This is a genomic window from Halogeometricum sp. S1BR25-6, assembly GCF_031624495.1.
GTDB lineage: Archaea > Halobacteriota > Halobacteria > Halobacteriales > Haloferacaceae > Halogeometricum > Halogeometricum salsisoli.
In genome coordinates, this window is sequence record NZ_JAMQOP010000001.1 from 112,737 (window position 1) to 139,052 (window position 26,316).

Below are 26,316 nucleotides of genomic sequence, written 5' to 3' on the forward strand. Positions count from 1 at the left end.
GCAACCGAGGCCTGTGGCGAACTGTCGTGTAGCAGTCAGTGTGAGTAATCCGACAGACGTTCGTTCCGCTCTATCTACTCGCAGAAGCCGAGCGGGTAGCAGAGGTGCTCGAAGGCGTGAAATTGAAGAATAGTCCCACCAGGATTCGAACCTGGGTCGTTGCCCCCAGAAGGCAACAGGATTGGCCACTACCCCATGGGACTGACATGTATGTCGGCAGTCATCCGCCGGCTCGTACCAACGGGACATTCACACCTACCTCCCGATAGCGTATCAATGTTGCGAAACGGCACGACGGCGGCTGTCGAATCATGTGAACAGCTATCGGACTCGACTGATAGTTCGACGCCGCGGCCTCTCAGTCGACGTCGGCACGTTTGCCCGAAACGCAACCGAACGCGGCCCGACTTAAATTGAGCGCGGCTACCGCGACGGCTGAGACGCGCGCCCAGAATCGAGATTTGAGCTGAGAGATATCGACAGAGCGCTGCCCCCCCTCTTTCGGGCATTCCGAGGAAAGCGTGGAGTGGAAACGATGGGGCCGACGCTGACATATCAACTCTTAGACACTGAAGAGTAGGACCGAAATCGGCCTACACCCCCGAATTTCCCGGGGTGTGTCCCGCTGTGACGGATGTAGCGGGTACGTCGCGTCGATTCGGCCGTGTGTCCGTTTCGACGTGAAACGGTGATTTCGTCTACGTCGATTTCGGTCTCTCATCGATTCTCGCGACCGTTCAGGGAGACGTAGAGATTACACAGATGAAAGACGAATCGGTCTGCACCGGCGCTCGAAATCGAATTCCTACGATACACCCCCGATTCATCGGAGTGTACCGGGTTTTCAGCGTCTGTAGAAGCGTTACTTCCGACGAGAGGGACGAACCCTCTCAGCCAGTGCTGTTCACAAACCCGGTTGAGAGCCCGTTTATCGACGGATTCGAGGTTGTCTGGGAGCAGTTCGATGTCGATAGCGTACCGACCGAACGCGTCGTCACCGAGGCCAGTTCTACACCCCGAAGACACGTCTTCCTTCCGGAGGGGGATGTAGATGTACTCCGCCGGATAGCGGATTCGGATGCCTCGTAGCGGTGAGATGCTCGCACAGAGGGGTGTACGGCGAACTTGCCGCGAAACTATATCAGATTTCGTACGTCCGGCCCTCGAGAGTCCGTACGGATATCACCCGTCCACTCGGGCAGTCGTTTCTTAAGTCGCCGCCGTGTCGACGCGAGCATGCCGGAGCAAACGTACGTCATCGGACACCGAAAACCGGACACAGACACCGTCTGCGCCGCGCTGGCGTACGCCGAGTTGAAACGGGAACAAGGCGAAGAGGGCGTCTCCCCGGCCAGAGCCGGGAACCCGAACCCGGAGACGGAGTTCGTACTGGACTACTGGGACGTCGAGCCACCCGCCCTTCTCGAAGACGCGGCGGGGACGCAGGTAATCCTCGTCGACCACAACGAGTACAGTCAGACTGTATCTGGAGCGCGAGAGGCCGAAATCGTCGAAATCGTCGATCACCACCGTATCGGCGACGTGGAGACGAGCGCTCCGATCCCGTTCCGGAACGAGCCGGTGGGGTCGACGGCGACGATTCTGGTCGGTCTGTTCGACGAGGCCGGCGTGACAATCGACGCGCGAACCGCCGGTCTCCTCCTGAGCGGACTGCTCAGCGACACGGTCGTTCTGCGCTCGCCGACGACGACCGAGCGCGACCGGACGGTCGCCGAACGACTGGCCGAGACGGCCGGCGTCGACGTCGAGGAGTACGGCCAAAAGCTCCTCGCACACAAGAGCAAACTCGGCGAGAAGATCCCTCGCGAGATGGTGCTGGGCGACTTCAAGGAGTTCGAGTTCGGGTCCGGTCGCGTCGGCATCGGACAGGTCGAAACGGTGGAACCCAGCGTCGTCCTGGACCGACGCGAGGCGGTCTTCGACGCGATGGACGATGTCGTCTCCGAACGAGGGTACGACGCGTTGTTGCTGCTCGTGACCGACCTGCTCGAAGAGGAGTCGACGGTCCTCGTAGCCGGCGACGAAATCGCGACGGTCGAATCGGGACTCGGCGCGACGTTCTCGGACCGGGAGGCGTTCCTTCCCGGGGTGATGTCCCGGAAGAAGCAGGTCGTTCCGCCGCTCGAATCGGCGTTCGAGTAACGGATCGAAAGAAAGACCACTACGTTCGGTGTCCGGGTCCGGCGTATCAGTGGACGAACGTTTCCTCTTCGTTCCCGAAATAGCTGCCATCTTAGGCGCCACCGCTTGAGATGTGCAATCGTCGTATCCATCCGTTCTCTGCGCTATTTGGTTTGTCTTACCCTAAAGAGAGACCATATATGGAGCTTATGAACCTCTATTTAGGATTTCGAATTTAACTTCTCGCTTTACCGTAATAAATTGAAACGAATGGTTCTATTTCTCATTATTCTATACTCATATCCCAAGCAGAGCCTCTATTTCGACGCGGTGTTTCACGTGAATCACTGTTCGATTTTGATCTTCCCGTCGCGTCGAACGATACGCCAGTGCGCTTTCATTACAAGCGTACGCCTGTAATCTGAATCCGATGAAAATCGGACTCGTCCGGGGAGGCGTCGGCATCGAGTAACGAGCCAGTTCGTCGTTCGAGTTCTCGCCGTTGCGGGCGAGAGCGATATCGGAGGCACCCGTAGTAGAGGATGCCGTCCGAACGATTCCACCTTTGAGACCGGGAAGGAAGCAGACGGGAGCGCGGCCGGAGTACGTCTACTACCAACGAATCCATGCGCCGAACGCTAAGACCGCGCCTTAGTCCGAAAAGCATCGCGCCTTGTTGATTTCCAATCGACCCTCGACCATCGGGTTGCGTCCAAGGGGTGGGACCGAAAGAGTAACCATTCCTCGTTCGGTTGATAGCACCGTATGAGCGAAGCATCAGACTCCACCGTCACGCTCTCGAATCGGTCCGCGGTCGTCATCGGCGGGACCAGCGGCATCGGACGCGCTATCGCACTGCAGTTCGCCGAGAGCGGCGCCGACGTTGTTGCGACGAGTCGACGGACCGAGGCGGTCGAGGATGTCGCCGAGGAACTCTCGTCCCGCGGCGCGGAGACGGCGTCCGTGACGTGCGACGTCCGCGACGAGGACTCGATAGAGAATCTCTACGAAACGGCGTCGGACGCGATCGGCGACATCGACGTGTTGGTCAACTCCGCGGGGTCGGTGGCGAAGGCCCCGGTCACGGAGATGACGATGGAAGACTGGGAGCGCGACATCGACGTCAACCTCACGGGCGTGTTCCGGGCGTGTCAGGTGTTCGGCCGGAACATGTCGTCCGGCAGCATCGTGAACATCTCCTCGATGTCGGCGAACCAAGCACGGGAGGAGCGTCCCGCCTACTGCGCCTCGAAGAGCGGCGTGAACGGCCTCACGCGGGCGGCGGCCGCCGACCTCGGACCGGAGGTTCGCGTCAACGCCATCGAACCCGGTTTCGTCGACACGCCGCTCGCCGGCGACGCGTTCGCGGAGGGGACCGACTTGCGGGAGGAGATCGACGAGCGGACGCCGCTCGAACGGGTCGCCGAACCCGACGACATCGCGGGCGCGGCGGTCTACCTCGCGAGCGACGCCGCCTCGTTCACGACGGGCGAGATACTCACCGTCGACGGCGGGTACGACCGAAGCTCGCTATGAGTCGTCGCTGACTCGGACGACGCCTTTCACGCCGGCCGGTTCGGCCGCGCGGTCGAACGCAGTCTGTGCGTCGGAGAGCGGATACTCGAAGCTCACGATGTCGTCTACGTTCAACGCTCCCGCGTCGATTCCCTCGATGGCGTCGGGGTAGGTGCCGCTGAACCGGAACGACCCCTTCAGTTCGTACTCCTCGCCGATCATGCCGTTCACGTCGGTGGGGACGGACGCGTCTATCGGGATGCCCACGAAGACGACCGTGCCGCCGCGTCTGACCGCCTCGGTCGTCGTTCGGATGGCGGTCTCGGCGCCGGAACTCTCCAAGACCACGTCGACGCCGTCGGGGTTGACCTCCTCGCGGACGACGCGAATCGGGTCGTCGGATTCGACGTTGACGGCGTAGTCGACGCCGCGCCGCTCCGCCAACTCCAGTTTCTCCGGGACGACGTCCGTCAGGATGGTCGTCTCGGCGCCCCGCCACATGGCGACTTCGGAGACGAGTTGGCCGATGGGGCCGCCCCCGGTGACGAGAACGCTGTCCCCTTCCGAGACGTTCCCGCGCTCGCAGGCGTGCATCGCCACGCTCAGCGGTTCGACGAGCGCTCCCTCGCGAAGCGAGACGCCGTCCGGAAGCGCGTAGAGGAGGTCGGCCGGCCACGCGACGTACTCCGTGAGCGCACCGTCGACGGGGGGCGACGACATGTACTCCATCTCTTTGCAGAGGTGGTACTCACCCTCGGTCCGACAGTACGAACACTCCCCGCACGGGATTCCCGGTTCGATGGCGACTCTGTCGTCCGCGGCGAGGCCCGTCACCGCTTCGCCCGTCTCAACGACCGTACCGGCCGCCTCGTGCCCCAACACGTGCGGGAAGTCGACGACGTTGCCGCCGTTCTCGCCGTTCAGGTAGTAGTGGATGTCCGAACCACAGATACCGACTCTGTCCACCCGCACCAACGCCTCGTCGGCGCCGACGGTCGGTTTCTCTTGGTCTGTCAGCGTAAGCGCTCCCACGTCGGATAGCACGCACGTTCGCATACCATAACGTGGGCGAAACCGAGCATGTATCTTGCGGTGGAGAGGGTGACCGTCCGGGTCTCCGAGGTGCGAAACTCGATACATTTCCGGCTGGATACGATACTATCTCGTCGCCACTTTCGAGCGTATCGCGCACTCATATCTAGATACGGTTTCTTACAGCGGATTTTTGTCGACAGGTTTCGCCTTTTGAATTCACTTTTCGTCTTTTCAGGGAAAGAGTAGGCTATTCAGAATCATATGTCGGGAGAGTTCTGGTCGTCCCCGATATTAGACACGCCGAACGGGGATCGGTCCGTCGCACGCCCTCGAACGCTGTCGTCGCGACCTCGGGGGCGTCTACTCCTCCGTCGCGGACGTGTCGGCGTCTGCGTCCACCGCGCAGGTGAAGTGACGCGACCGGTTCTCGGCGACGTAGCGGTAGACTCGGCGGCCGACGCGGGCGACCGGGCCGAGGCTCATCACCCACGAGAGCGGAACGAGGACGGGGAACTGTTTCGCGAGCCGTCGAAACGCGTCGTAGCCGGCGTAGGCGTCCTCGCCGTCGAACGCGTACATCGCGTCCTCGAAGCTCACGTCCTCCCGCCCGCGGTACCGGTCGGGGACGGTGTACTGCGAGTGGAACCGAACCGCGTTCGTGAAGTCGAGCAGTTTGAACGAGTAGAGACTCCGCGCGCAGAAGTAGCAGTGCTCGTCGTACACGAGGTCGATCGTCTCGTCCTCGTCGGGGCCGAGGTATCGGAAGAGCGAGTCCCACGGGAGGAGGAGCGCGAGGAAGACGTACTGGTCGAAGAAGAACGGGCCGAGCGAGAGGGCGATGACCGTGTGCATCCCGAGCGTTCCGAGGAGGAGGGGTGTGATGGGCAACCCGACCAGCACGGCGACGAGCAATCCGAGTTCGAAAACGATGGTTCCCAGCGCGGCGCCCGTCAGGAGAAGCGGATACCGGAGCATGAACTCGCCGAGTTGCGTCGGCGGGTCCCAGTAGACCAGGGCGGACGTCGCCCACCGTCCCAGCGCGGTCGCGCTGATCCAATCCAAGGAGAGGTCGGACCCGAAGACGAGTTTCGTCCACGCGGACCCGAAGTAGAGGATTGCGATCGTCAGCAGCACTAACTGGAGGATGCGCATGCTGTGCTCGCCGGTGTTCGGCGAGCGGAGCGTCTCGTTCAGGTCGTCGATGCTCTCGGAGAGCGCGCGCCGAACGGTGTCGACGTTCAGCCGGTCGGTCTCCGCGTAGAGCCCGAAGAAAATCAGGAAGAAGCCGGCGATGAACATCGAGTTCACCCGACCGGAGTCGACGTAAGCGTTCATCACCGTCGCCAGGTGCGCCACCAACAGCGCGCTCACCAGCGCCGTGAGTCGCTGTCTGTACCCGACGAGGAACGCCAGCAGAAACACCACCAGCACGGCCTTCTCGACCGGGAGGTACTGCTGGACGACCGGCGGCTGAAAGAGCAGATACTCCCCCGCTCCGGGCATCAGGTGCCACTCGTCGATGGCGCCGAAGTCCATCGAACCGAAGTTCCAGAGGAGGTACGTCCCGAAGATGACCCGCGCGACGCCGACGTTGATGGGCGAGTCACGCCGCGGGTTGCGGACGTAGTTCACGAACAGTTCGGGGACTCTCATAGGCACCGCTCCTCGAAGGTGTACTCGACGTCGGACGCCGTCGCGTTCGCCGGAAGGCTGACCTCGAAGGCCAGTTCGCGCTCGGTGGAGGTTAGCTCGTAGCCCCCCTCCTCGAAGTGGAGGTGGAGTGCGTAGACTTTCAGCGTGACGAACTCACCGTATCCGTCCAGTTCGCTCTCGGTCCAGCGGTAGTCCTGTTGGTGCCGCGGGAAGTCCACCCGCTCTACGAGCGACGGAGCACCCGCTTCGATTCGCTCGCGGTACTCGTGGGACCTGTGCAACAGATACCGCCCCGCGGCCTCCGATTCCTCCCGCGAACAGTACGCGAGCGCGCGAGCGACGTCGTCGTTCGGGCTGACGGTCGGAACGACGCGCCGGTCGAGCCGAATCTCCCGCCCTGCGGAGTCCTCGACGTAGATGAGGTAGTTCACCTTCTCCTCGGACGGAATACCCGTGAACTTGTGGAGGTCCTCCATCGGTCGGATTTCGTACCCCGACGGCGAGAGGTTGACCAAGAGGAGACAGGCGAAAAACACCGCCAGATAGCTCGAGCGAACGTACCGGTGTCGGTAGAAGAACGCCGCCGCGAACGTGCCGAGGAAGAAGAGACCGAAGAAGAACGGAACCACGAGGTCCTTGTACGCGATGATCGATCGGACGAGGTCGTCCAAAACTAGATACATGAGTCGTGATTTGTCGGAAGCGCAATAGTATTTCTGTCCGATCATCGTCTAATTAACTCCCGTCGCGAGTGAGCGGATATTCGGGACGGGGGCGACGCGGACGGTTCGACCCGTTCGGTCCCTCTCCACCTGGCGAACGAATCGCGTTTCTCATCGACGTCGAGTACATACTACCACTTGAGAATGTATTTTAATCAAGTAAATAATGCCAAAAGACATTTACATACGTCAGCGATATTATAGCATAGATGTTCAGACGAAAATTTCTCAAAGCGGCGGGCGCGTCGGGCGTAGCCGGTCTCGCCGCCGGTTGTATGGGCGGCGAGCAGAGCGAAGCGACGGAAGCGGCCGGCGGGACGACCAGCGGCGGAGAGACCGCGACGGAAACTGCGACCGAAACCGAGACGGAAACCACGGAGTCGACGGCTGACGGAACCGAGAGCGGTCTCGGCGACGTCACCGGAGAGGTCGGAGACACCCCCGAGGGTCTCGAAGTCGCGTCGCACAACCTGTACGCGGAACAGAGCGCCGTCGGACTTCGAGGGACCGTCGAAAACACCAGCGAGGAGGGCTACCGATACGTCCAAGCGCAGGTGACGCTTCAAGACGACCAAGGGGACGTCCTCTACGAGTTCTTCGACGAGACCGAGCAAGCGGACACGGTCACGCTTCAGGCGGGCGAATCCTGGGACTTCGACGTGCTGTTCGAGGAAGCGGACGACCTGAGCGCGGTCACGGCCTACACGGTCGACCTCGCCGCGAGCACGGCGGGAACCGGAACCGAAACCGGATCGGGTTCGCTGGACGACATCACGGGCGAGACCGACCAGCAGGACCCCAACCTCGAAATCACGAGCCACGAACTGACGCGCGAGGAGTCGACGACGTACGTCACCGGGACGGTCGAGAACGCCGGGGAGGAGGATATCGAGTCGGTCGAGGTGTCGGTCACGCTCTACGACGCCGAGGACCAGGAGCTGTTCGACTTCAGAAACACCGTCGAAGAGGAAGAAGACGTCCAGCGACTCGCCCCCGGCGAGTCGTGGAACTTCCGCGTGCAGTTCCCGGACATCGACATGCAACGTATCAGCCGATACGTTATCAGCGCCGACAGCGACATCGTATAACGCCTCGTTCGAGAGGCGAGTGAGAGAACGGCGTCCCGTCGGCGACTGACCGCTCGTCCGGCCGCGCGACGTCGCGAGGGCGGACGGCCGAGAGTGTGACCGGGTTCAGTCCGCGTGTTCGGCCTGTCCGCCGCCGCCGACGGCGTCGCGAGCGTTCGAGAGCGTGCGACCGAGGAGTTCGTGGAGGCTCTCGCGCCGCTTGAAGAAGAGCGCGAACCCGAGAACGAGGTAGACGGCGGTGTAGGCGTAGAGAATCATCATGCTGAGTTCCGTCGCGGCCGGTTCCGGGACGGTCTGGATGACGTAGAACTCCGCGAGCACCTGCGTGACGAACAGGGCGAGAAGCGTCACCGCCTCTCGCGTGCTTATCTCGAAGTTGGTCAGGATGGCGATGGCGAAGAGGCTCTGGGCGGCGGTGATCCAGATTTCGGCGGCCTGCTTCGAGTCGAACGGCAGCGTCCCGACCGCGCCCGCGGAGATGGAGTAGACGACGGCGAGCGTCCCGATGAGCAGCGTCCACTGGTTCAGTTTCGAGGAGATCAAGGCGTTGAATCCCGCCGTCGAGCGCGCTTTGTTCACGAGATAGGCGACGACGATGAGTTCGGGGCTCTCAGAAGCCAGCGGCGCCAGCCACTGGATCATGAAGAACTCGGGGATGCCGTACTGGAGGCCGAGCGTCTCCAACCCCTCGGCGAACGGATGGACCGCGGTGAAGATGATGGCGCCGGAGAAGGCGAATCCGATGAGGACGGCTGCGATTCGCACGCCCTTCGATTTCGCCTGGAAGTACGCCGGGACGCCGACGTTCTCCTCGTGTTCGTCGACGCCGCCGCGGATGATGACGAAGAGGTAGAGCACGTAGAGACCGACGAGAAACAGCGTGTCGACGGGACCGATACCGCCGCTGAGGGGGACGAAGAAGGCGAACGCCGTGGCCGCGAGGAGGAACGTTATCTCGGTGGCGATGCCGCGGTCGAGGCTGACCACGTCCGCGAGGAAGCCCGAACGGTGTTCGACCGCCGGGTCGGAACCGCTCTTCGCGCGGAAGACGGTGAACAGAGCGATGCCGGACCAGCCGAGACCGATGAGGATGCGGTTGGCGCCGGTCATGTTCGCGACGGCGAGGTTACCCGCCTGGGCGGACCCGGCGCCGGCCTGCCAGGCGTAGAGGGCGTCGACGGCGTACTCGGGGGCGACGGCGAGGACGGCCAGCACGGCGATGGCGAACGCCTGCGGAACGTCCTTCTCGGCGGTCTCCGCGGCCCACGCGAGGAGGAACGACGCTCCCAGGATAGCGAGTCCGGCGATGACGACGGCCGTCGCGGGCGCGATGTTCTCGCCGGGGTGGACGGTGCCGTACCCCCCGTACGAGAAGAACAGTCCGATCCAGGGAACCGTCAACAACAGCGTAAGGACGACGGCGACGAGCGGGTGACGAAGCCTGTCAAGCATTAGTTGGTAGTCGTAGAACAGGCACCTACCTCTTTTGTCTGTCGGCTTCCTATCGCGCGGTTCTCCCGGCTGTTTTCCACTCTCTGCGGTCGGTTGGGCGGGACGCGCGATACGCGTCCGTGTGGCTGAGTAGCAGGGACACAGAGCGAAGAAGTCTCCCCGACGCGCGTTCGAGATGAGGCGGCGCATCGAACAGGAATCGACGGCCCACCCGACCACAGGGTTATCCCTCTCATCCGCCTGTGGACGGTATGGCAGACACCAAGAAAGGGCGAGAGAAGCAGGCCCGCGACGCGGAGACCCGCCAGCAGGAGCGAGACGTCGCCGAATCCCGCGAGCGCGCCGACGAACCCGAACCGCCGCGCTCCGAGGAGGACGTCGAGGGGGCGGACGACGACGTCCCCACGTGTCACCGCCGCGGGTGCGAGGAACCGGCGGCGTTCGTCGTCCTCGAACGCTATCAGGAGGACACCGGGTACGGGGCCGTCGAAGCCGAAGCGTACCTCTGCCGGGAACACACCGAAGAAGAGAGTCCGGTGAACCTCGAGGGCGCCTACGACGAGTACGTGTTCCGCGTCGAACCCCTCTCCTCCCGGTCGGTCTGAGCGGGGCGCGGCGACCCGGTCGTCCGTTCTCGGGCGGAAGAACGTGCACAAATCACCATCTATTTAGCTCCCGTCTATGCACTCTCGTGTATGTACGTCGGACGGTTCATCGTCGTCGGTCCCGACTTCGGAGCGTATCGCGTCTCCTCCCGGTCGTTTCCCAACCGCCGGGTCGTCGAACGCGACGGCACTCTGACCGTCGCACCGACGCCGGACGCCCCCGAGAGCGACAACCCCTACATCTCCTACAACTGCGTCCGCGAGGGCGGTGACGGCGTCGTCGTCGGCAACGGGTCGCACGTCGACCCCATCGCGGAGAAACTCGACATCGGCTACCCGGCCCGCGACGCCCTCGCAGCGTCGCTGCTGGCACTCGACTACGAGAAGGACGACTACGACACGCCGCGAATCGCGGGCGTTGTCGGGGAGCAATCGTACGTCGGTATCGTCCGAAAGGACGCCCTCCTCGTCCGCCCCGTCGAGGAGGACCCGCTTCTCGTCGCCACCTACGAGGAGGACGACCCCGCGCCGGTCACCTTCGACGGAAGCGGGTCGCCCGCCGACATCGCAGAACGGGCCTACGGGATGGCGTACGAACACGCCGTCTGCGCCGCGGGCGTCACCTACGACGACGGAGCGGTGGACATCGGCTTCCACAACGGCGAGTGAGCGACGGGTGAGTCGCCGCGGTCGCCGGCGCCGGTCACCCTGACGGCGACGCGGACGGCGATTTCGGGAGTCGGAGCGTGAGGAGGACGACGACGGCGAGCACCGCGGCCAGGAGAACGTATCCCTCGTCGAAGTAGCCGCGGTCGGCCAGTCCGCCGAACAGCACCGGTCCCGCCGCGCCGAGCGTCGCCACCGTCGTCCTGACGACGCCGAGGCCGGTGCCGCGGACCTCCTCGGAGAAGGCGTCCGAGAGGAACGACTGCGTGACGGCGCCCGACCCGAGCATCGTGCTCACGACGGCGGTGAGGGCGGCGAGCGGCCAGAACCCCTCGACGACCGGCAGCAGCGCCAGCCCCGCGACCGGTCCGACGAGGACGGCGACGAGCGTCTTCCGCATCCCGATGCGGTCGTACGCCGCACCCGCGACCGGTTTGACGACGACGCCGAACGCGAAGAACGCGCTGAACAGCGTGCCCGCGGCGGCGGAGGACAGCCCCTTCTGCTCGACGAGGTAGGTGGGATACAGCCCCGTGAACGACTGCCAGATGAGGATGTAGAGGAAGAGGATGAACGAGACGAACCCGAGATTCGAGTCTCGAAGCTCGGCGAGCACGTCGCGCAGGCTCTCGGTCGGGAGCGGGTCCGCGGACGCGGCGTCATCGTCGGCGCCGGCCGGGAGCGTCACCCGGACGACGAGTCCGGCCACGAGGAGCAGAGGAACGACGAACAGCAGACCCGCCTGCCAGGCGATAGCCGCCGCGAGCACCCCCGCGACGGGCGGGAGGACCGTCTGTCCGAGGTCGCCCGTCGCCATCGTCACGCCGAGGGCGCTCCCGATGCGGTCCGGATATATCTCCGAGAGCATCGTGATGCGCGCGATGGGGTACAGCGACTGGCCGAGTCCGACCAGGGCCGTCGCGGCGAACAGGACGAACGCCGTCGGGGCGACGGCGACGAGGACTAAGGCCGCCGCGACGACGACGGTGCCGACGCTCATCACCGACCGCTCGCTGTAGCGGTCGGCGAGGAGGCCGCCCGGAAGTTGCCCGACGGCCGACCCGAGCCACAGAACCGTCACGAGGAGGCCGGCGACGGTGAGGCTGATGTCGAAGGCGTCCCGCAGGTACGGCAGTAGAACGGGATAGATCATGCGCGCGCCGAGCAGCGTTCCCCACCCGCCCGCGATGACGACGAGCGACGTCCCCCGGCCGCCGCCCCACAGCGCTCTGACTTCGCGCAGGACGGACTGGAGGACGCTCATTGGTGTCGGTGAGAGTTCCCGCGAGCGGCGGATAAGCGTTCACGTACCCGTCCTCGCTCACCGCCTGTAGGCGCGACCCGTGCGGGAGTAGGAACGGCGGGGGTAGCAATGCGAGTCCGCGGGTCGTTTTTCAGGCTTCCTCCCGTAGGTCGGCGTATGCGAGTCGCCGTCATCTCGGACGTGCACGGGAACCGGGTCGCACTCGACGCCGTCCTCTCGGATATGCCCGAGGTGAACGGAATCGTCTGCGCCGGCGACGTGGTGGGTTACAACCCCTGGCCCGCCGAGTGCGTCGCCGAACTCCGCGACCGGGACGTGCCGACGGTGATGGGCAACCACGACAGGGCCGTCGCCTCCGGGACGGCGTTCCGGTTCAACGGGATGGCCGCCGCGGGCGTCGAGTACACCCGGAATGTGCTCGACGACGACGCGATGCGGTGGCTCTCGGAGTTACCCGACGAGCGGACCGAGTTTGACGGACGCATCAAACTCGTCCACGACCACCCGTGGGAACGGGACAAGTACACCTACCCCGAGGAGTTCGACGCCGACTTCATCGAGGAGGAGGACGTCCTCGTCCTCGGGCACACCCACGTGCAGGACCACCGCGTGTTCGAGGAGGGCATCGTGATGAATCCGGGGAGCGTCGGGCAACCCCGCGACGGCGACCACCGCGCGGCGTACGCGCTACTGGATTTAGAGGACCTGACAGTCAAGGAACGCCGCGTCGACTACGACATCGAGGCGGTCGTCGAGGCGGTGAACGAGGCTGGGTTGCCCGAACGCATCGGGACGCGACTGTACGACGGACGGTAGTCGGCCGGTAGCCGACGCCGCGCGGCCGACAGGGATTACCCCATCGGCGTTAACGTGGTCTCAGCGGCGTTCGCGCGACGCCGCGCCGAACGCCGGAAGACATCATGTCTCTATCACTCGTCTCGGTCGTAGCCGCCGGACTCGCCCTCCCCGGGTTCGGGGACGGCGTCGTCGCCGAAGCGGTTCGGGCGGCGAGCGGGTGGGGCGGACTGCTCCTCATCTTCGTCTACTCGGTGCTCATCGCCGTCGTCCTGCCGCTTCCGGGCGAGGCGGTGTTGGTTCCGGCGGTGGAGGGAACGCTGAAACTCGGCGTCCCGACGCCGGTGGAAATCGCGCTCGTCATCGTCGTGAGCAGCCTCGGCAAGGCGCTCGGAAGCGTCGTCGCCCTGTCGCTCGGTAACCGGGCCACCCGGTACGGGCCGGTGACCAAAGCGCTCCGCTCGGTCGGCTTCGACCCCGTGGGGTGGTCGAAGCGCCGCGTCGTCGAACTGGTCCGGCGGCACGGCTACGTCGGACTGGCCGGGACGCTGATGGTCCCCGTGTTCCCCGACACGCTTCTACTGTACGCGTTCGCCGTGCTCAACCTCGAACGGACGAAGTTCGCGGCGGCGGCGTTCGTCGGGACCGTCGGCCGACTCCTCATCACGCTGTTCGTGCTGGAGAGCGTCAGTTCGGTCTCCTGAGGGTCGGCGGCGGGGAGTGGAACGCGAGCGACGCGGCGGACTCAGTCGGCCGATGGGGACGCGGCGGCGGGTTCCAGACGCGCCGAGAAGTGCCGCAGTTCGCGCATCGGCGGTTCCTCGACTATCCGCAATCCCTCGTAGCACTCCGCGGACTCCCGCACCGCAGCGGCCGTCTCCGCGACGTGTTCGAGATGTTCGCGCGAGTACGTCCGACGCGGGAGGGCTAATCTGACGAGGTCAGGACGGTCGGTGCCGGGGAACGCGAACCCGCCGAGTTCGACGCCGCGGACGCCGCCTTCGAGATAGAGCGCGCAGACGAGTTCCTGTCCGGGGAACCGCTCTTTCGGGACGTGCGGGAGGACGGACTCGGCGTCGACGTAGACGGCGTGGCCGCCGGTCGGTTCGTAGACGGGGACGCCGGCGTCGGTCAGGAGGCGACCCAGTTCGGCCACCTGTTCGACCCGCTCTCTCACGTAGGGGGGTTCGACGGCCTCTCGGAGGCCGACGGCCATCGCCGCCACGTCGCGCCCGGCGAGGCCGCCGTAGGTGGGAAAGCCCTCGTAGAGGATGCACCGTTGCTTGGCCGCCTCGAACAGGTCGGGGTCGTCCATCGCGGCGAACCCGCCGATGTTGACGAGGGCGTCCTTCTTGCCGGACATCGTCACCGCATCGGCGTAGGAGAGTTGTTCGCGGGCGATTTCGGCGACCGTCGCGTCCGCGAACTCGGCCTCTCGCTCCCGGACGAAGTGGGCGTTTTCGGCGAACCGGCAGGCGTCTATCACGAACGTCGCATCTATCTCGTCGGCGAAGGCGGCCACCTCCCGCGTGTTGGCGACGCTGACGGGTTGCCCAGCGACGGAGTTGTTCGTCACGGTGAGGACGACGACCGGAATCGATTCGGCGCCCACGTCCTCGACTAACTCCCACCCCGCGTCCACGTCGAAGTTCCCCTTGAACGGGTGGTCAGCGTCCGGGTCGCGGGCGAGTTCGTGCGGGCAGTCAACGGGGTCCGCACCCTGATTAGCGACGTGGGCGCGCGTCGTGTCGAAGTGTGCGTTGTTCGGCACCGCGTCGCCCTCCTCGACGAGAACGCCGTAGACGACGTTCTCAGCCCCTCGCCCCTGGTGTGTGGGGACGACGTGCTCGAATCCCATCACCTCGCGGACGGCCTCGCGGAGTTCGCGAAAGCTTCGACTCCCGGCGTACGCCTCGTCGCCGCGCATCAGCGCCCCCCACTGCTCGGCGCTCATCGTCCCGGTTCCCGAGTCAGTCAGCAAGTCGACGAACACGTCGTCGGCGTCGAGGTTGAAGGCGTTGTACCCGGCCGCGTCGAGGGCCTCCTCGCGTCTCTCGCGCGAGGGAAGGGTGATGGGTTCGACCATCTTCGCTTTGTAGGAGCGCATACGGAGAACACGCCGCCCGCCGTGAAGGTGGTTCCCGACGGAAATCGGCGGACGAGTGCCAGTTCGAAACTTCGACGGCCGGGATGGGACGACGATGAACGGAGTCGTGCGTCGGCGGGTGGCGGTGTCGAAAGTGGTCGAAAAGCGGGCGCGGCTTCGACGCTCAGAACTCGTCTTGGACGATGCTGAGCGTCTCCTCGCGGTCGTCCCACGCGACGAAGATGGCGACGGAGGTGGCGGAGGTGATGACGTCGTGGATGTTGATTCCGGCCTCGGAGATGGGTTGGACGATGTCGAGCATGACGCCCGGCCGGTTGGGGAGTTCGCCGCCCGTCACGCGGATGACGGCGATGCCGTCCTCGACGGTGACCGAGGAGAGGGACTTCTCGTCGACGACCTTCGAGTGCAGGAGGTTCTCGGCCTCCTCGGCGCGGTCCTCGTCGATGTAGAAGGTGACCGAGTCCATCCCGCTGGCGACGGCGTCGACGTTCACGTCGCGGTCACGAAGCGCCTGCGAGAGGTCGGCGAGGATGCCCGGCCGGTTTCGGATGGAGCGCCCCGCGACGGTGACGCACGCGAGGGGATTCTCCTGCATGTCGATGAGGTTGTGGAACTCGCCCTCGATGAGCGTCCCGCCCGTCAGGAGGTTCCCGTGCTGGTAGTGGACGACGCGGACGCCGAGAGTGTCGTCCTTGTAGGAGAGCGCCGACGGCGCGACCACCTCCGCCCCGCGGAAGGAGAGATTCCGGAGTTCGTCGACGGTGATGCGCCCGACGTTCCGCGCCCCCTCGACGACGTGCGGGTCGCCCGTCATGACGCCCTCGACGTCGGTGACGATGACGACTTCGTCGGCGTCCATGTAGCGGCCCATCATCACGGCCGTCGTGTCCGACCCGCCGCGGCCGAGCGTCGTTATCTCGCCGTCGTGGTTCTGCGCGAGGAAACCCGTGATGACGGGGACGACGCCGTCCATGTCGGCGGCGAGTTTCGCGGCGCGTCGCTTCGTCTCCTCGACGTCCACCTCGCCGAGGTCGTTCGTGATGACCGGCCAGTCGTCGGAACCGGGTTCGACGAACAGGGCGTTCACGCCGCGGGCGGTCAAGGCCGCCTTCAGCATCCGGACGCTCGTCCGTTCGCCCATCGAGACGATTTCGGCTCGGTCGCGGTCGTCGGCCTCGAACTGAATCTCGTCCAGAAGGTCGTCCGTCGTGTTACCCATCGCGGAGGCGACGACGGCTATCTCGTGGCCCTGTTCGACGGCGGCGGCGACGGAGTCGGCGGCGCGGTTGATGCGGTCGCCGCTTCCGAGCGAGGTTCCCCCGAACTTCGCGACTACTCGCACGGCCCGACCCCCGGCCGATTCGCCCGCAGAGACTGAGACTGGTGCTGTGGCATGCGCGGGGGTAGCGTGGGGCCGCGTATAACTGTGTCTCCCGCTTCAACCGTTGCCGACGCCGACAGTCCGGGCCGACCGACCAATCGGCGATTTCGCGGGCGTCGAAAGCGTGCAAACCGCGGCGGGTCACGTGCAAACCGCGGCGCCTTCGGCCGACAGCGGCCTTTATCACTGCGGCGTGGTACCATGCGGTATGGACGCGGAGGTACGAGACGCGCTGGAAACGGACGCAGAATCACTGGCCGCCATCGCCGACGTCCCGACAGACGTGATGCGGAACGTCGTCCACGACCGGACCGTCCGCGTGGCCGAACGGCGGCGCGAGGCGTCCGACCCGAACGCCGACACCGACGCCGCGGATGCGGAACTCCTCGGATTCGTCGCGTTCGACGTCCGCGACAGCACCGTCCACGTCACCCAACTCGGCGGGTCCGCCGAGGCCGTCGAACGACTGCTGGGCGAACCCGTCCGCTTCGCCTCGAACGAGCGGCTGAACGTCGAGTATCTCGCGCTGGCGTCCGCCACCGACCACCACGAGGCGGCCGAGCGCGCGGGGTTCGAACGCCTCGGTCCCGGCCCGCGGTTCATGAACGAGGAGACGGTGCGGTTCGGGATGGAGCCCTGACGGGATTCAGTCGTCGGCGCTCGCCTCGGACGGCACCTCGTGGTCGGCTATCGACGCGCTGGGAGCGAGGAACGACTCGGGGTCGAACGCGTCGAGGTCCTCGACGTCGGCGCCCGACCGGACGCGGTGCGGCCAATCGGGGTTCGCCAGCGCCCCCGTCGCCAGCGTCACGAGGTCGGACCCCGCCTCGACCGCCTCGCGGGCGTCCTCGGGGTCGGTGAGGCCGCCGTTGGCGACGACGGGCGCGTCGCCGTACTCGACGGCGTGTTCCGCCAGCGTCGGCCCCCCGTCGTCGAACGCCGGCGCCGTGACGTCGGGGTCGGTGACGTGGAGGTAGTCCGCGCCCGCCTCGGAGAAGGCGCCGAAGAACGCCTCGGCGGCGTCCTCGCCCTCGGCCCACTCGTACTCTGCGTCGCTCACTTTCGTCTGGGAGACGCGGACGCCGACGACGAACCCCTCGGGCAGTTCCTCGGCGACGGCCTCGACGACGCTCGCGGGGTAGCGAGCGCGCGCCGCCGGGTCGCCGCCGTACTCGTCGTCGCGGCGGTTCGCGTCCGCCGCGAGGAACTCGTTGAGCAGGTAGCCGTTCGCGGCGTGTATCTCCACGCCTTCGAAGCCCGCCTTTCGGGCGTTCTTCGCCGCCTCGACGAACCCCTCGCGGGCGTCGTCGAGTTGCTCTTTCGTCGCCCTGTTCGGGACGTAGTACTCCCCGCTCCCGCCGTACGCCTCGGCCATCTCACCCTCGGGTTGGACGTCGGAGGGGGCGATGGTCTCGCCGTCGTCGACATGCGGGTTGCCCTGCGCCTGCGCGCCGGCGTGCATCAACTGCGCGAAGATGGGTGCGTCGGCGTCGTGAACGGCGTCGACGACGCCGCGCCACGCCTCGACCTGTTCGTCAGTGACGAGTCCGGGTTGGTTCAGGTAGCCCTGACTGTAGGCGTCGTCGGTGTAGGTACCCTCGGTGATGAGAAAGGAGAACCCCCCGTCGGCGAACTTCGAGTAGTAGCGGGCCATCTCGTCGGTCGCGCGGCCGTCGTCCGTCGCGCTGACCCGCGTCATCGGCGCGAGGCCGACGCGGCCGTCCAGTTCGAGGTCGTTCAGCGTCACGGGGTCGAAGAGCGTGTCCGAGTCGGTCATCGGGCGTGATTGCGTCCGGACGCTGAAGAACGGGCGGCGGACGTGTCGCGCCCGCGCACAGTACGTGTGCTACCGAGGGTCGTACGAGCCTCGAATCCGGTTCGACGGACGAGGACGGCGGACTACGAGAACTTCCGGACCGTCATATCCAGGGTATCTAAATCGAGGATGGGCGCGTAGCCCGCGTCGGGGTCGATGTTGACGGACTTCTGGAAGTCGGTCTGGGCCTGCCAGCACCCGGAGTTGACGGCGAGGACGTTGTGGTACTTCCCCCAACCGAGTTTGTGGACGTGGCCCGTGTGGAACACGTCGGGCACCTCCTCCATGACGAGGTAGTCCTTCTCCTCGGGGGCGAGGCGGGTGTGACCGCCGTACTGCGGGGCGACGTGGCGCTTTTTCAACAACTGATACATCGCCTTGTGGGGTTCGTCGTAACTGGCCGACTCCGCCGGGAGTTCGGCGATGACCTCGTCCAAGGAGACGCCGTGGTACATGAGCACCTTCACGCCCTCCAGCGTCACCGTCGAGGGGTTGCTCGTGATGCGCGCGTCGTGGACGGACATGATGTCGCGGAGGTTCTCGTCGAACCCGGGTTGGGGTTCGGCGAGGCGGACGGCGTCGTGGTTCCCCGGAATCATCACTATCTCGATATCCCCCGGAACCTCCTTCAGGTGCTCGGAGAACTGCTCGTACTGGTCGTAGATGTCGACGATGTCCAACTCCTCGTCCTGGTTCGGGTAGACGCCGACACCCTCCACCATGTCGCCTGCAATGAGGAGATACTCCACGTGCTCGGCCTCCTCGGTGTGGAGCCACGAGGTGAACCGCTGCCACGCCTCGGTCATGAACTCCTGGCTCCCGACGTGCACGTCGGAGATGAGCGCCGCCTGCACGTGTCTGTCGGCGGTGCTCGGTTTGTACGTCCGCGGCACGTCCGGGGAGTGCATCGAGTCGACGAACATGATGCCCGCGTCGTCGGCCAGGGTGCCCTCGACGGCGATGCACTCGTCCAAGAGGAGTTCGTCCACCGCCGCGGCGAACTCGCGGTCCTTCATCACGAGACAGGGGAACGTCCCCGTCGTATCCTCCAGTTCGACCAGCCAGTGACCGCTGGCCGTCGACCGGATGTCGTTGACGAGGCCGACCATCGCCGCGTCGCTGCCGCCGGACATCGACTGGATGGCCTCGGCGGGCCGGTGGTTCACCCGGCCGCGGAGCTGTCGGGAGAGTTTCTCGTAGCGGTCCTTGAACACCTTCACGAAGTCGCCGTACTCGCCCGTCCCGGTGCTCTGTCCGGTCATGTCGTTGGCGACGTCGAGCGACCGGAGCGACGTGTCCTGACTACGTCCGGGCCAGTTCCCCTCTGTTTCGGGTGCAGCCGATTTCGATCCGGTCGAGTCTCCGTCGTCCGTTTCTCCACTCGAAGCAAAGGGGTCTGGAGCGGGGGCGGAATCGGGAGAATCGGCGTCATCCGCGGGTCGCTCCGCCGCCGCGCCGCCGTCCGTCGTCGTCGGGTCGGGCGTCGCGGAGTTGGTAGACGCGGAGTCGGTGGGCGCGGAGTCGGCCGCTGTCGAATCGGCAGGCGTCTTCGAGTCGGCCGCCGCGGGGTCGGAGACGGGGGCGTCCGTCGCGTTCGGACCGGCGTCGAGCACCGCGCGGACGTCCTCGGCGGTGACGCGGAAGGCGTCGGGGCCGGCGCGTTCGACGGCGCGCGCGAGCGTCGTTCCGGGGTCGGCGGCGCCCGCGATGAGCGTCACGGCCTCCCGTTCGGCGTTGTAACCGTGGCGCGCGAGTTCGCGAACGATGCGGGCCGGCGTCTCCAGAGGCACACCGGTCGAACGGCGACGTCGGAGAAAAGCGTACTGAAAATCCGGGACCGAATCCCAGAACGTTGAAACTTGACGGCGGAGAACGCAGGGGTAGATGAACGACGACCAGGGCGATACGGGCGTTCCCGACGACGCGCCTCGCCCGAACCCCGACGCGTCGAGTGCCGAGTCGTCGGACTCGCCCCTCCATCGACTGTTGAACGCCCAGGACGGTCCCCTTCTGTTCGTCCGCGAACTGCTGGTGAGCGTCTCCGCCGTCCTCGTTCTCGGCCTCCTCCTGTTCGCCATCGCCGGCGTCTGGCCGCCGATGGTCGCCGTCGAGAGCGGAAGCATGGAACCGCACATGCACCGCGGCGACCTCGTGTTCATCACCGAACCCGACCGCTTCAGTCCCGACTACGCGCTCGAGGACACCGGCGTCGTCACCGTCGACGTCGGCAGCGGGGAGGGTTACCAGTCGTTCGGCGGGGCCGGGTCCGTCGTCGTCTACGACCCGCCCTCGAGGGTCGGGTCGCCCATCATCCACCGAGCACACTTCTACGTCGAAGAGGGCGAGAACTGGTACGACAGGGCGAACCCCGAGTACGTCTCCGCCGACGATTGCGAGGAGTTGGCCTACTGCCCCGCGCCGCACGCCGGGTTCATCACCAAGGGCGACGCGAACGCGCGGTACGACCAAGCCAGCCGCATCGCCGAACCGGTCCGCGCGGAGTGGATACAGGGAATCGCGAGACTCCGCGTCCCCTTCCTCGGATACGTTCGACTCCAACTGGCGGGAGCGATACTCCCGACGCCCGGGGTCGCCGAGGCGGAGGGTTCGACGGTCGTGAGCGCGGAGGCGAATACGAATGCGAACGCGGACGTGGACACGAGTGTAAGCGCGAACGCGACGACGGCGGACTCGATTCCGACGAGCGGACCCCCCGGTTTCGACTCCACGAACAGAGCCGCGGGCGCCGCGTAGAGGCGGCTACGAGACGGGACGGGAGCGTTTCGACTCGAACAGAAGGGGTCGAGAGAAGAGGCGAGGAGCGGAGAGAAATCGAGAAGGGGAGGCGTCGCTCAGTTGTCGAAGCGCGCCTGGACGAACGGTTGCGCGTTCTCGATGTCGCCGAGTCGGGAGTCCGAGAGGAGAACCGCCTCCGTCTCGTCGATGGGGACCGACAGCGAAATCTCCTTGGTGCGGCCGTAGCGGCCCTTCGAGACGACGACGGCGTTGACGATGCCGAGCATGTCGAGTTCGGAGATGAGGTCGGTGACGCGCCGTTGGGTGAGGATATCAGCGTCTATCTCCTCGCAGAGGCGCTTGTAGATGTTGAACACCTCGCCCGTGTTGATGTTGTGGACGCCGTTCTTCTCCAGGAGGATGATGGCGAAGAGGACGATTTTGGACTGGGTGGGAAGGGTGCGGACGACTTCGACCACTCTGTCGAGTTCGATCTTGTCCTGCGCCTGCCGGACGTGCGCCTCCTCGACTGTGTCGGCCTGTCCGCGTTCGGCCAGTTCGCCCGCGGTCCTGAGAAGGTCGAGTGCGCGGCGGGCGTCGCCGTGTTCCTGCGCGGCGAAGGCCGCACAGAGGGGAATCACGTCGTCGGTGAGTGCCCCCTCTTTGAACGCCACGTCGGCGCGGTGCTGGAGGATGTCGCGCAGTTGGTTCGCGTCGTAGGGCGGGAAGACGATCTCCTCTTCGCCCAGACTCGATTTGACCCGCGGGTCCAGAAAGTCGGTGAACTTCAGGTCGTTCGAGATGCCCATGATGGAGATGCGCGAGTTGTCCAACTCGGAGTTCATCCGTGAGAGGTTGTACAGCGTGTCGTCGCCGGACTTCTCGACGAGTTTGTCTATCTCGTCGAGCATGATGACGACGACGCGTTCGTTGTAGTCGACGGCGTCGAAGAACGTCGAGTAGACGCGGTCGGTCGGCCACCCCGTCATCGGCACCGTCTCCATCTCCTCGCGGTCGGTCTCCAACTGGTCGATTTGCTCCTCGACGGCGTCGAGCGAGTCGAACTCGGTATCAGAGAGCGGGTTCGGGGCGTCTCCCGCACGTGCGCGGAGGTCTTCGAGGCGGTCGAGTTCGTTCTCTATCACAGTGAAGTTCTTCTCGATGAACTTGTTCGCCAACTGCGCGAGGACGCGGTACTGGGTGTCCGTCACCTCGCAGTTGATGTACTCCACCTCGCAGGGGACGTCGTACTTCTGGGAGGTCGATTCGAGTTCCTGGCTCACGAACTTCGCGCTGGCCGTCTTTCCCGTCCCGGTCTTTCCGTAGATGAGGATGTTCGACGGCGTCTCCCCGCGGAGCGCCGAGACCAGAATCGTCGCCATCTGGTTGATCTGTTCCGTGCGGTGGGGGAGTTCGTGCGGGGTGTAGGAGGGTCGGAGTACCTCCTTGTTCTCGAAGATGGGTTCCCCCGAGAGCAGGTCGTCGAACAGGCCGCGACTGTCGCCGTCGTCCTCCTCGAGAACGACTTCGTCGAGGCTCACGTCGGTGTCCGTCTCGTCGCCCGCCGCACTTCCCGTCCCGTCGGTGTCACCGAGGGTCGCGTCCCCCACGTCCGCGCCGTCGACGTCCGGCCCGTCGGCGCCGGAAACGTCGGCTGTCGACCCGTTCGGACCGATGCTCTCGCGGATATCGATATCCTCGGCCGTGACCTCGTCAGCGGCACCGTCGGCGGTACCGTCGGAGGCCTCGGCGGTAGCACCGTCGGACGCTCCGGCGACGGTTCCGTCGGCACTCCGCTCGGCGCCGGTTCGCGCCTCGTCCTCTTCGTGGTCACCGCCACCAGCGGAGTCGACGTCGGCGTCCGCGTTCGGGTCCGCATCCGCGCCCGTGGCCTCCGAACTCTCTTCGGCGGGTCGGCCGTCGCCCCCGGTGGCGGCCGTCGCGTCGCCCTCCGACCGGTCCGCCGAATCCGACGCCTCGTCCTCGTCTCGTGTCGGTGTGTCGTCATTCATACGTGGATAACCCCCTCATTTCGACTGGAAACCGCTCCGAAAACGGGTCGAAGCGGGCCGAACGCCGTGGTATCCGCGGCGTTCGACCTCAGAACCGAAAGCGGAGCGTCCAGATGATGCAGACGAACCAGACGAAGACGTGCTACAAAAAAGTTGTCTATCCGTCGCACGGTTGCGAGACGAAGAACGAGAAGCGGCCCGTTCTCTTCTAGTTGTAATAGGTCGATGGTATCGATACTAGTTGACGGTCGACCGGAAGCGAAGGGGTCGCGGTCGCAAAACGGGGGCGTTTCCGGTGAATCGAATCGGCAGAGATCGCCTGTAGAGCCCGTGGGCGGGAGTTACGGTCGAAAAGAGAGGTCGTAGACCCGAAACAGGGGCGGGGTCACCCTCCCCCACCCCTTCGTTTCAGGTGGAACGCCACGAAGGCGGGGGGAGGGGTCCGCGGGCAGTCTGTAAAACCGGTGATTTTACTATACTACACTAGAAACAATACCCGTAGTAGAGAGAAAGGAAATAGTTACACTAGCTTTCTATACGTACTAAACTAGGTAGACGGCCGTCACGGGGTGCAGGGGGTGGGGGTCTCGGCGAGTTCCACTCGAAACGAAGGGGTGGGGGTTGAGGTCACCGGGGGGAACGAACGGGATGTCGGTCACCCGAGCGATTCGCCGGCGTATTCGTACCCCCTGTTCGGCGAAGCCAGCGGTTGCGAGCCTCTTCCTTCCGTCAAGTCGTCCTGCCCGTTCGACTCGACTTGAAACGGAGGGGGTGGCCGGATGTCGGAAGGCCGCCGGTCGGTTGAGCCCGGAAGCGAGGAGACTGTCACTCGGTGGACTTCATCTACTACCTTCCCCGTCCTGTCACGACAACCGTGACAAACCACCACACTATATCTCTTCCGAGTATATCTCCAATTCAGATATTTCTCCGTCGGAACGCCACTCAGTCGGTCGGTTTCGTCCGGCCGCCTACCCGGTCGTTAATCGGGTCTCGGCCGGATAAAGCGGACGTGAACGTGACCGGTGTCTGACGTAGTACTTAAGTAAGCGCAGAAATGTGGTACCTGCATACGCCCCTCCACGACGGATTCGGGAGGTGCGGGAGGACAGGATGGGACTGCTTACAGGATTACGAGACAGCATCTCACGGGTCGTCGACCGGATGTTCTCGGACGCAGAGCCGAGACGAATCGGCATCTACGGACCGCCGAACGCCGGGAAGACGACTCTCGCAAACCGTATCGCCCGAGATTGGACCGGTGACGCCGTCGGTCCCGAGAGCCACGTCCCTCACGAGACGCGCCGCGCGCGTAGGAAGGAGAACGTGGAGATAGAACGCAACGGGAGGAAGGTCACCATCGACATCGTCGACACGCCGGGCGTGACGACCAAAGTCGACTACAAGGAGTTCCTCGAACACGACATGGAGAAGGACGACGCCGTCCGCCGGTCCCGCGAGGCCACCGAGGGCGTCGCCGAGGCCATGCACTGGCTTCGCGAGGACGTCGACGGCGTCGTCTACGTGCTCGACAGCACCGAGGACCCGTTCACGCAGGTCAACACGATGCTCATCGGCATCATCGAGAGTCAGGACCTCCCCGTCCTCATCTTCGCGAACAAGACCGACTTGGAGGACTCGAACGTCCAGCGGATCTCGAACGCGTTCCCGCAGCACGAGACGGTGCCGCTCTCCGCGCTGGAAGGTAACAATATGGACGAAGTATACGACAAGATAGCGGAATACTTCGGGTGAGTATCATGCCTGAAGTCACACCCGGCGACGACGGGGTGCAGATCGACCTCATCAGCGGAGCCCGCATGGAAGGGCTCGCGAGCATGGAGAAGATCCGTCTCATCCTCGACGGCGTCCGCGACGGCAACATCGTCATTCTGGAGGAGGGACTCTCACCCGACGAGGAGTCGAAGCTCATCGAAGTCACGATGACGGAGATAAGCCCCGACGAGTTCAACGGCATCGAAATCGAGACGTACCCGCAGTCCCAAGGCGGACAGGGGTTCCTCGGCCGACTGATGGGCAAAGAGGAGACGAAGAAGCTGACCGTCATCGGCCCGGCGAACCAGATTCAGACGCTGCACAAAGACGAGAACCTCATCAGCGCCCTCGTCTCCCGGAAGTAACGCGGCGCCGCGCAACGCCACCCCGCACCGAACGCGGACCACCGACCCAACCCACACCAGACCACGAGAACGGACACACATGCCCCACCAATGTACGAACTGCGGGAGGGTGTTCGCCGACGGCTCGAAGGAGATGCTGTCGGGATGCCCTAACTGCGGCGGCAACAAGTTCCAGTTCAGCCCCTCGAAGGGCGGACGCGACGACGACGCCGAAACGACCGACCGCCGAGAGGCGTCGCCGTCCGACGGACCGCCGCCGTCAGATTCGACGCCGCCGTCCAATGCGACATCGCCGTCGGGCGGCACGTCGCCCGATTCGGCACCGTCGTCGGACTCCGCACCGTCGTCGGGCCGGACCGCGGACGCAGACACGAACGCAAACGCGACCAACGCCGACGCCGCGGACGAGACGTCCGGGTCGAACACGTGGCGGCGCGCCGCCTCCCGGGCGGCCGAGACGGCGGACGACCGACCCGACCCCACCCGTGAAACAGAGACCCGGTCGGACCGCCCCAACGACGTCGATGCCGCCCGGCGCCGCGGACAGTCCCTCCGCGAGTGGGCGAACTCCCGCGGTTTCGCCAGCGAAGTCGAAGACGAGACGGACGAGACCACCCTCCGCGAAAACCGCCGGCGGACCGGCGACGCGCAGCGCCGTCCCCCGGAGCGTCGGTCGTCGACGGAGGCCGAAACAGAACCCGAAACGGAGGCGAGGACGGACGACGCGCCGCCTTCGTCCGCGGAACGCCAACCCGACTCCGCAGACCGGGCCGACAGCCCATCCGAACCGACGGAGGCGACGAACCAGAGCCCGAACCCATCGACCGGTCGCACCGCTCCCGACGAGGAAGCCGAAGACGACGCGCAGGCGAGCGCCCGGTCCGACGTCGTCTCGCCCGACGAGATTCGCGCCGCCTCCGAGGCCGACCGACCGACGGACGCGAACGGGCGCGTCATCGAACCGCAGAGCGACGACCGACCCGACCTCGACGAACTCCGCGAGGAGTTGAACGAGCAGTTCGAGAGCATCAAAATCGTCGCCCCCGGCGAGTACGAACTCAACCTGATGGAACTGTACGACCGTCCCGAGTACATCATCTCGCTGCGCGAGGACGGCCGCTACGTCATCGAAGTCCCCGACACGTGGGGGCCCCGCGACGACGACCGCTGACGAGCGTCCCGTTCG

23 protein-coding genes and 1 tRNA gene are annotated in these 26,316 nt (G+C 65.3%); 13 read left to right on the top strand and 11 right to left on the bottom strand.

Features of this window, described 5'->3' with window-relative positions; all coding sequences use genetic code 11:
- Nucleotides 1-130: 130 nt before the first annotated feature.
- Nucleotides 131-203, bottom strand: a tRNA-Gln gene (locus tag NDI76_RS00555).
- Between the two features lie 559 nt (nt 204-762).
- Here NDI76_RS00555 and NDI76_RS00560 point away from each other — a divergent pair.
- From NDI76_RS00560 to NDI76_RS00570, 3 genes are all read left to right on the top strand, one after another.
- Nucleotides 763-1,089 carry a hypothetical protein gene (locus NDI76_RS00560; protein WP_310922017.1) on the top strand — a complete coding sequence of 109 codons (327 nt, stop codon included), beginning with the start codon at nt 763-765 and terminating at the stop codon, nt 1,087-1,089.
- Between the two features lie 147 nt (nt 1,090-1,236).
- Complete coding sequence (locus NDI76_RS00565; RefSeq protein ID WP_310922018.1) at nt 1,237-2,163, top strand: manganese-dependent inorganic pyrophosphatase; 927 nt, start codon at nt 1,237-1,239, stop codon at nt 2,161-2,163.
- Nucleotides 2,164-2,907: 744 nt separating this feature from the next.
- Entirely contained in the window at nt 2,908-3,678 is a 771-nt protein-coding gene (locus NDI76_RS00570) for an SDR family NAD(P)-dependent oxidoreductase (RefSeq protein WP_310922019.1), read from the top strand.
- On the opposite strand, the gene NDI76_RS00575 is transcribed toward NDI76_RS00570, so the two are convergent.
- The 3 genes from NDI76_RS00575 to NDI76_RS00585 form a co-directional block, all read right to left on the bottom strand.
- Entirely contained in the window at nt 3,673-4,713 is a 1,041-nt protein-coding gene (locus NDI76_RS00575) for an NAD(P)-dependent alcohol dehydrogenase (RefSeq protein ID WP_310922021.1), read from the bottom strand. The genes NDI76_RS00570 and NDI76_RS00575 overlap by 6 nt on opposite strands.
- Before the next feature lie 339 nt (nt 4,714-5,052).
- Complete coding sequence (locus tag NDI76_RS00580; RefSeq protein ID WP_310922022.1) at nt 5,053-6,345, bottom strand: DCC1-like thiol-disulfide oxidoreductase family protein; 1,293 nt, start codon at nt 6,343-6,345, stop codon at nt 5,053-5,055.
- On the bottom strand, nt 6,342-7,028 hold the full coding sequence (locus NDI76_RS00585) for a hypothetical protein (RefSeq protein WP_310922023.1): 687 nt from the start codon (nt 7,026-7,028) through the stop codon (nt 6,342-6,344). The genes NDI76_RS00580 and NDI76_RS00585 overlap by 4 nt, the downstream gene beginning before the upstream one ends.
- Nucleotides 7,029-7,276: 248 nt before the next feature.
- Here NDI76_RS00585 and NDI76_RS00590 point away from each other — a divergent pair, with 248 nt between their 5' ends.
- Entirely contained in the window at nt 7,277-8,155 is an 879-nt protein-coding gene (locus NDI76_RS00590; RefSeq protein WP_310922024.1) for an FxLYD domain-containing protein, read from the top strand.
- A 105-nt stretch (nt 8,156-8,260) separates the two neighbouring features.
- Here the strand turns inward: NDI76_RS00590 and NDI76_RS00595 are convergent, their stop codons facing one another.
- Nucleotides 8,261-9,607, bottom strand: coding sequence for a sodium:calcium antiporter (locus NDI76_RS00595; protein WP_310922025.1), 1,347 nt, complete (start codon nt 9,605-9,607; stop codon nt 8,261-8,263).
- 251 nt (nt 9,608-9,858) lie between these two features.
- Between NDI76_RS00595 and NDI76_RS00600 the strand changes: the two genes are divergently transcribed.
- Together NDI76_RS00600 and NDI76_RS00605 are read left to right on the top strand one after the other, a co-directional pair.
- On the top strand, nt 9,859-10,212 hold the full coding sequence (locus NDI76_RS00600) for a hypothetical protein (RefSeq protein WP_310922026.1): 354 nt from the start codon (nt 9,859-9,861) through the stop codon (nt 10,210-10,212).
- Between the two features lie 90 nt (nt 10,213-10,302).
- Nucleotides 10,303-10,881 carry an IMP cyclohydrolase gene (locus NDI76_RS00605; protein WP_310922027.1) on the top strand — a complete coding sequence of 193 codons (579 nt, stop codon included), beginning with the start codon at nt 10,303-10,305 and terminating at the stop codon, nt 10,879-10,881.
- 34 nt (nt 10,882-10,915) lie between these two features.
- Here NDI76_RS00605 and NDI76_RS00610 read toward each other — a convergent pair whose 3' ends face one another.
- On the bottom strand, nt 10,916-12,142 hold the full coding sequence (locus NDI76_RS00610; RefSeq protein WP_310922028.1) for an MFS transporter: 1,227 nt from the start codon (nt 12,140-12,142) through the stop codon (nt 10,916-10,918).
- Nucleotides 12,143-12,298: 156 nt separating this feature from the next.
- Between NDI76_RS00610 and NDI76_RS00615 the strand changes: the two genes are divergently transcribed.
- Complete coding sequence (locus NDI76_RS00615; protein WP_310922029.1) at nt 12,299-12,958, top strand: metallophosphoesterase family protein; 660 nt, start codon at nt 12,299-12,301, stop codon at nt 12,956-12,958.
- Between the two features lie 104 nt (nt 12,959-13,062).
- Nucleotides 13,063-13,641 (top strand): VTT domain-containing protein, encoded by a 579-nt coding sequence (locus NDI76_RS00620; RefSeq protein ID WP_310922030.1) that lies wholly within the window; start codon nt 13,063-13,065, stop codon nt 13,639-13,641.
- A 41-nt stretch (nt 13,642-13,682) separates the two neighbouring features.
- Here NDI76_RS00620 and NDI76_RS00625 read toward each other — a convergent pair whose 3' ends face one another.
- Complete coding sequence (locus tag NDI76_RS00625; protein WP_310922031.1) at nt 13,683-15,044, bottom strand: tryptophanase; 1,362 nt, start codon at nt 15,042-15,044, stop codon at nt 13,683-13,685.
- 163 nt (nt 15,045-15,207) lie between these two features.
- Nucleotides 15,208-16,386 carry an aspartate kinase gene (locus NDI76_RS00630; RefSeq protein ID WP_310922032.1) on the bottom strand — a complete coding sequence of 393 codons (1,179 nt, stop codon included), beginning with the start codon at nt 16,384-16,386 and terminating at the stop codon, nt 15,208-15,210.
- Nucleotides 16,387-16,633: 247 nt separating this feature from the next.
- Between NDI76_RS00630 and NDI76_RS00635 the strand changes: the two genes are divergently transcribed.
- Nucleotides 16,634-17,065, top strand: a complete 432-nt coding sequence (locus tag NDI76_RS00635) for a hypothetical protein (protein ID WP_310922033.1) — start codon at nt 16,634-16,636, stop codon at nt 17,063-17,065.
- Nucleotides 17,066-17,071: 6 nt separating this feature from the next.
- On the opposite strand, the gene NDI76_RS00640 is transcribed toward NDI76_RS00635, so the two are convergent.
- Nucleotides 17,072-18,202, bottom strand: coding sequence for an oxidoreductase (locus NDI76_RS00640; protein WP_310922035.1), 1,131 nt, complete (start codon nt 18,200-18,202; stop codon nt 17,072-17,074).
- A 122-nt stretch (nt 18,203-18,324) separates the two neighbouring features.
- Nucleotides 18,325-20,031 (bottom strand): DNA-directed DNA polymerase II small subunit, encoded by a 1,707-nt coding sequence (locus tag NDI76_RS00645; protein WP_310922036.1) that lies wholly within the window; start codon nt 20,029-20,031, stop codon nt 18,325-18,327.
- Nucleotides 20,032-20,125: 94 nt separating this feature from the next.
- Here NDI76_RS00645 and NDI76_RS00650 point away from each other — a divergent pair, with 94 nt between their 5' ends.
- On the top strand, nt 20,126-20,995 hold the full coding sequence (locus NDI76_RS00650; RefSeq protein WP_310922037.1) for a S26 family signal peptidase: 870 nt from the start codon (nt 20,126-20,128) through the stop codon (nt 20,993-20,995).
- Between the two features lie 98 nt (nt 20,996-21,093).
- Here NDI76_RS00650 and NDI76_RS00655 read toward each other — a convergent pair whose 3' ends face one another.
- Nucleotides 21,094-22,989, bottom strand: a complete 1,896-nt coding sequence (locus NDI76_RS00655) for a Cdc6/Cdc18 family protein (RefSeq protein ID WP_310922038.1) — start codon at nt 22,987-22,989, stop codon at nt 21,094-21,096.
- 1,113 nt (nt 22,990-24,102) lie between these two features.
- Here NDI76_RS00655 and NDI76_RS00660 point away from each other — a divergent pair.
- From NDI76_RS00660 to NDI76_RS00670, 3 genes are all read left to right on the top strand, one after another.
- The gene (locus tag NDI76_RS00660) at nt 24,103-24,744 is read left to right on the top strand and encodes an Era-like GTP-binding protein (RefSeq protein WP_310922039.1); all 642 of its coding nucleotides are present in this window, start codon (nt 24,103-24,105) and stop codon (nt 24,742-24,744) included.
- 5 nt (nt 24,745-24,749) lie between these two features.
- Nucleotides 24,750-25,130 (top strand): DUF2073 domain-containing protein, encoded by a 381-nt coding sequence (locus NDI76_RS00665; RefSeq protein WP_008386401.1) that lies wholly within the window; start codon nt 24,750-24,752, stop codon nt 25,128-25,130.
- 79 nt (nt 25,131-25,209) lie between these two features.
- Nucleotides 25,210-26,301, top strand: coding sequence for an OapC/ArvC family zinc-ribbon domain-containing protein (locus NDI76_RS00670; RefSeq protein WP_310922040.1), 1,092 nt, complete (start codon nt 25,210-25,212; stop codon nt 26,299-26,301).
- Nucleotides 26,302-26,316: the final 15 nt, after the last annotated feature.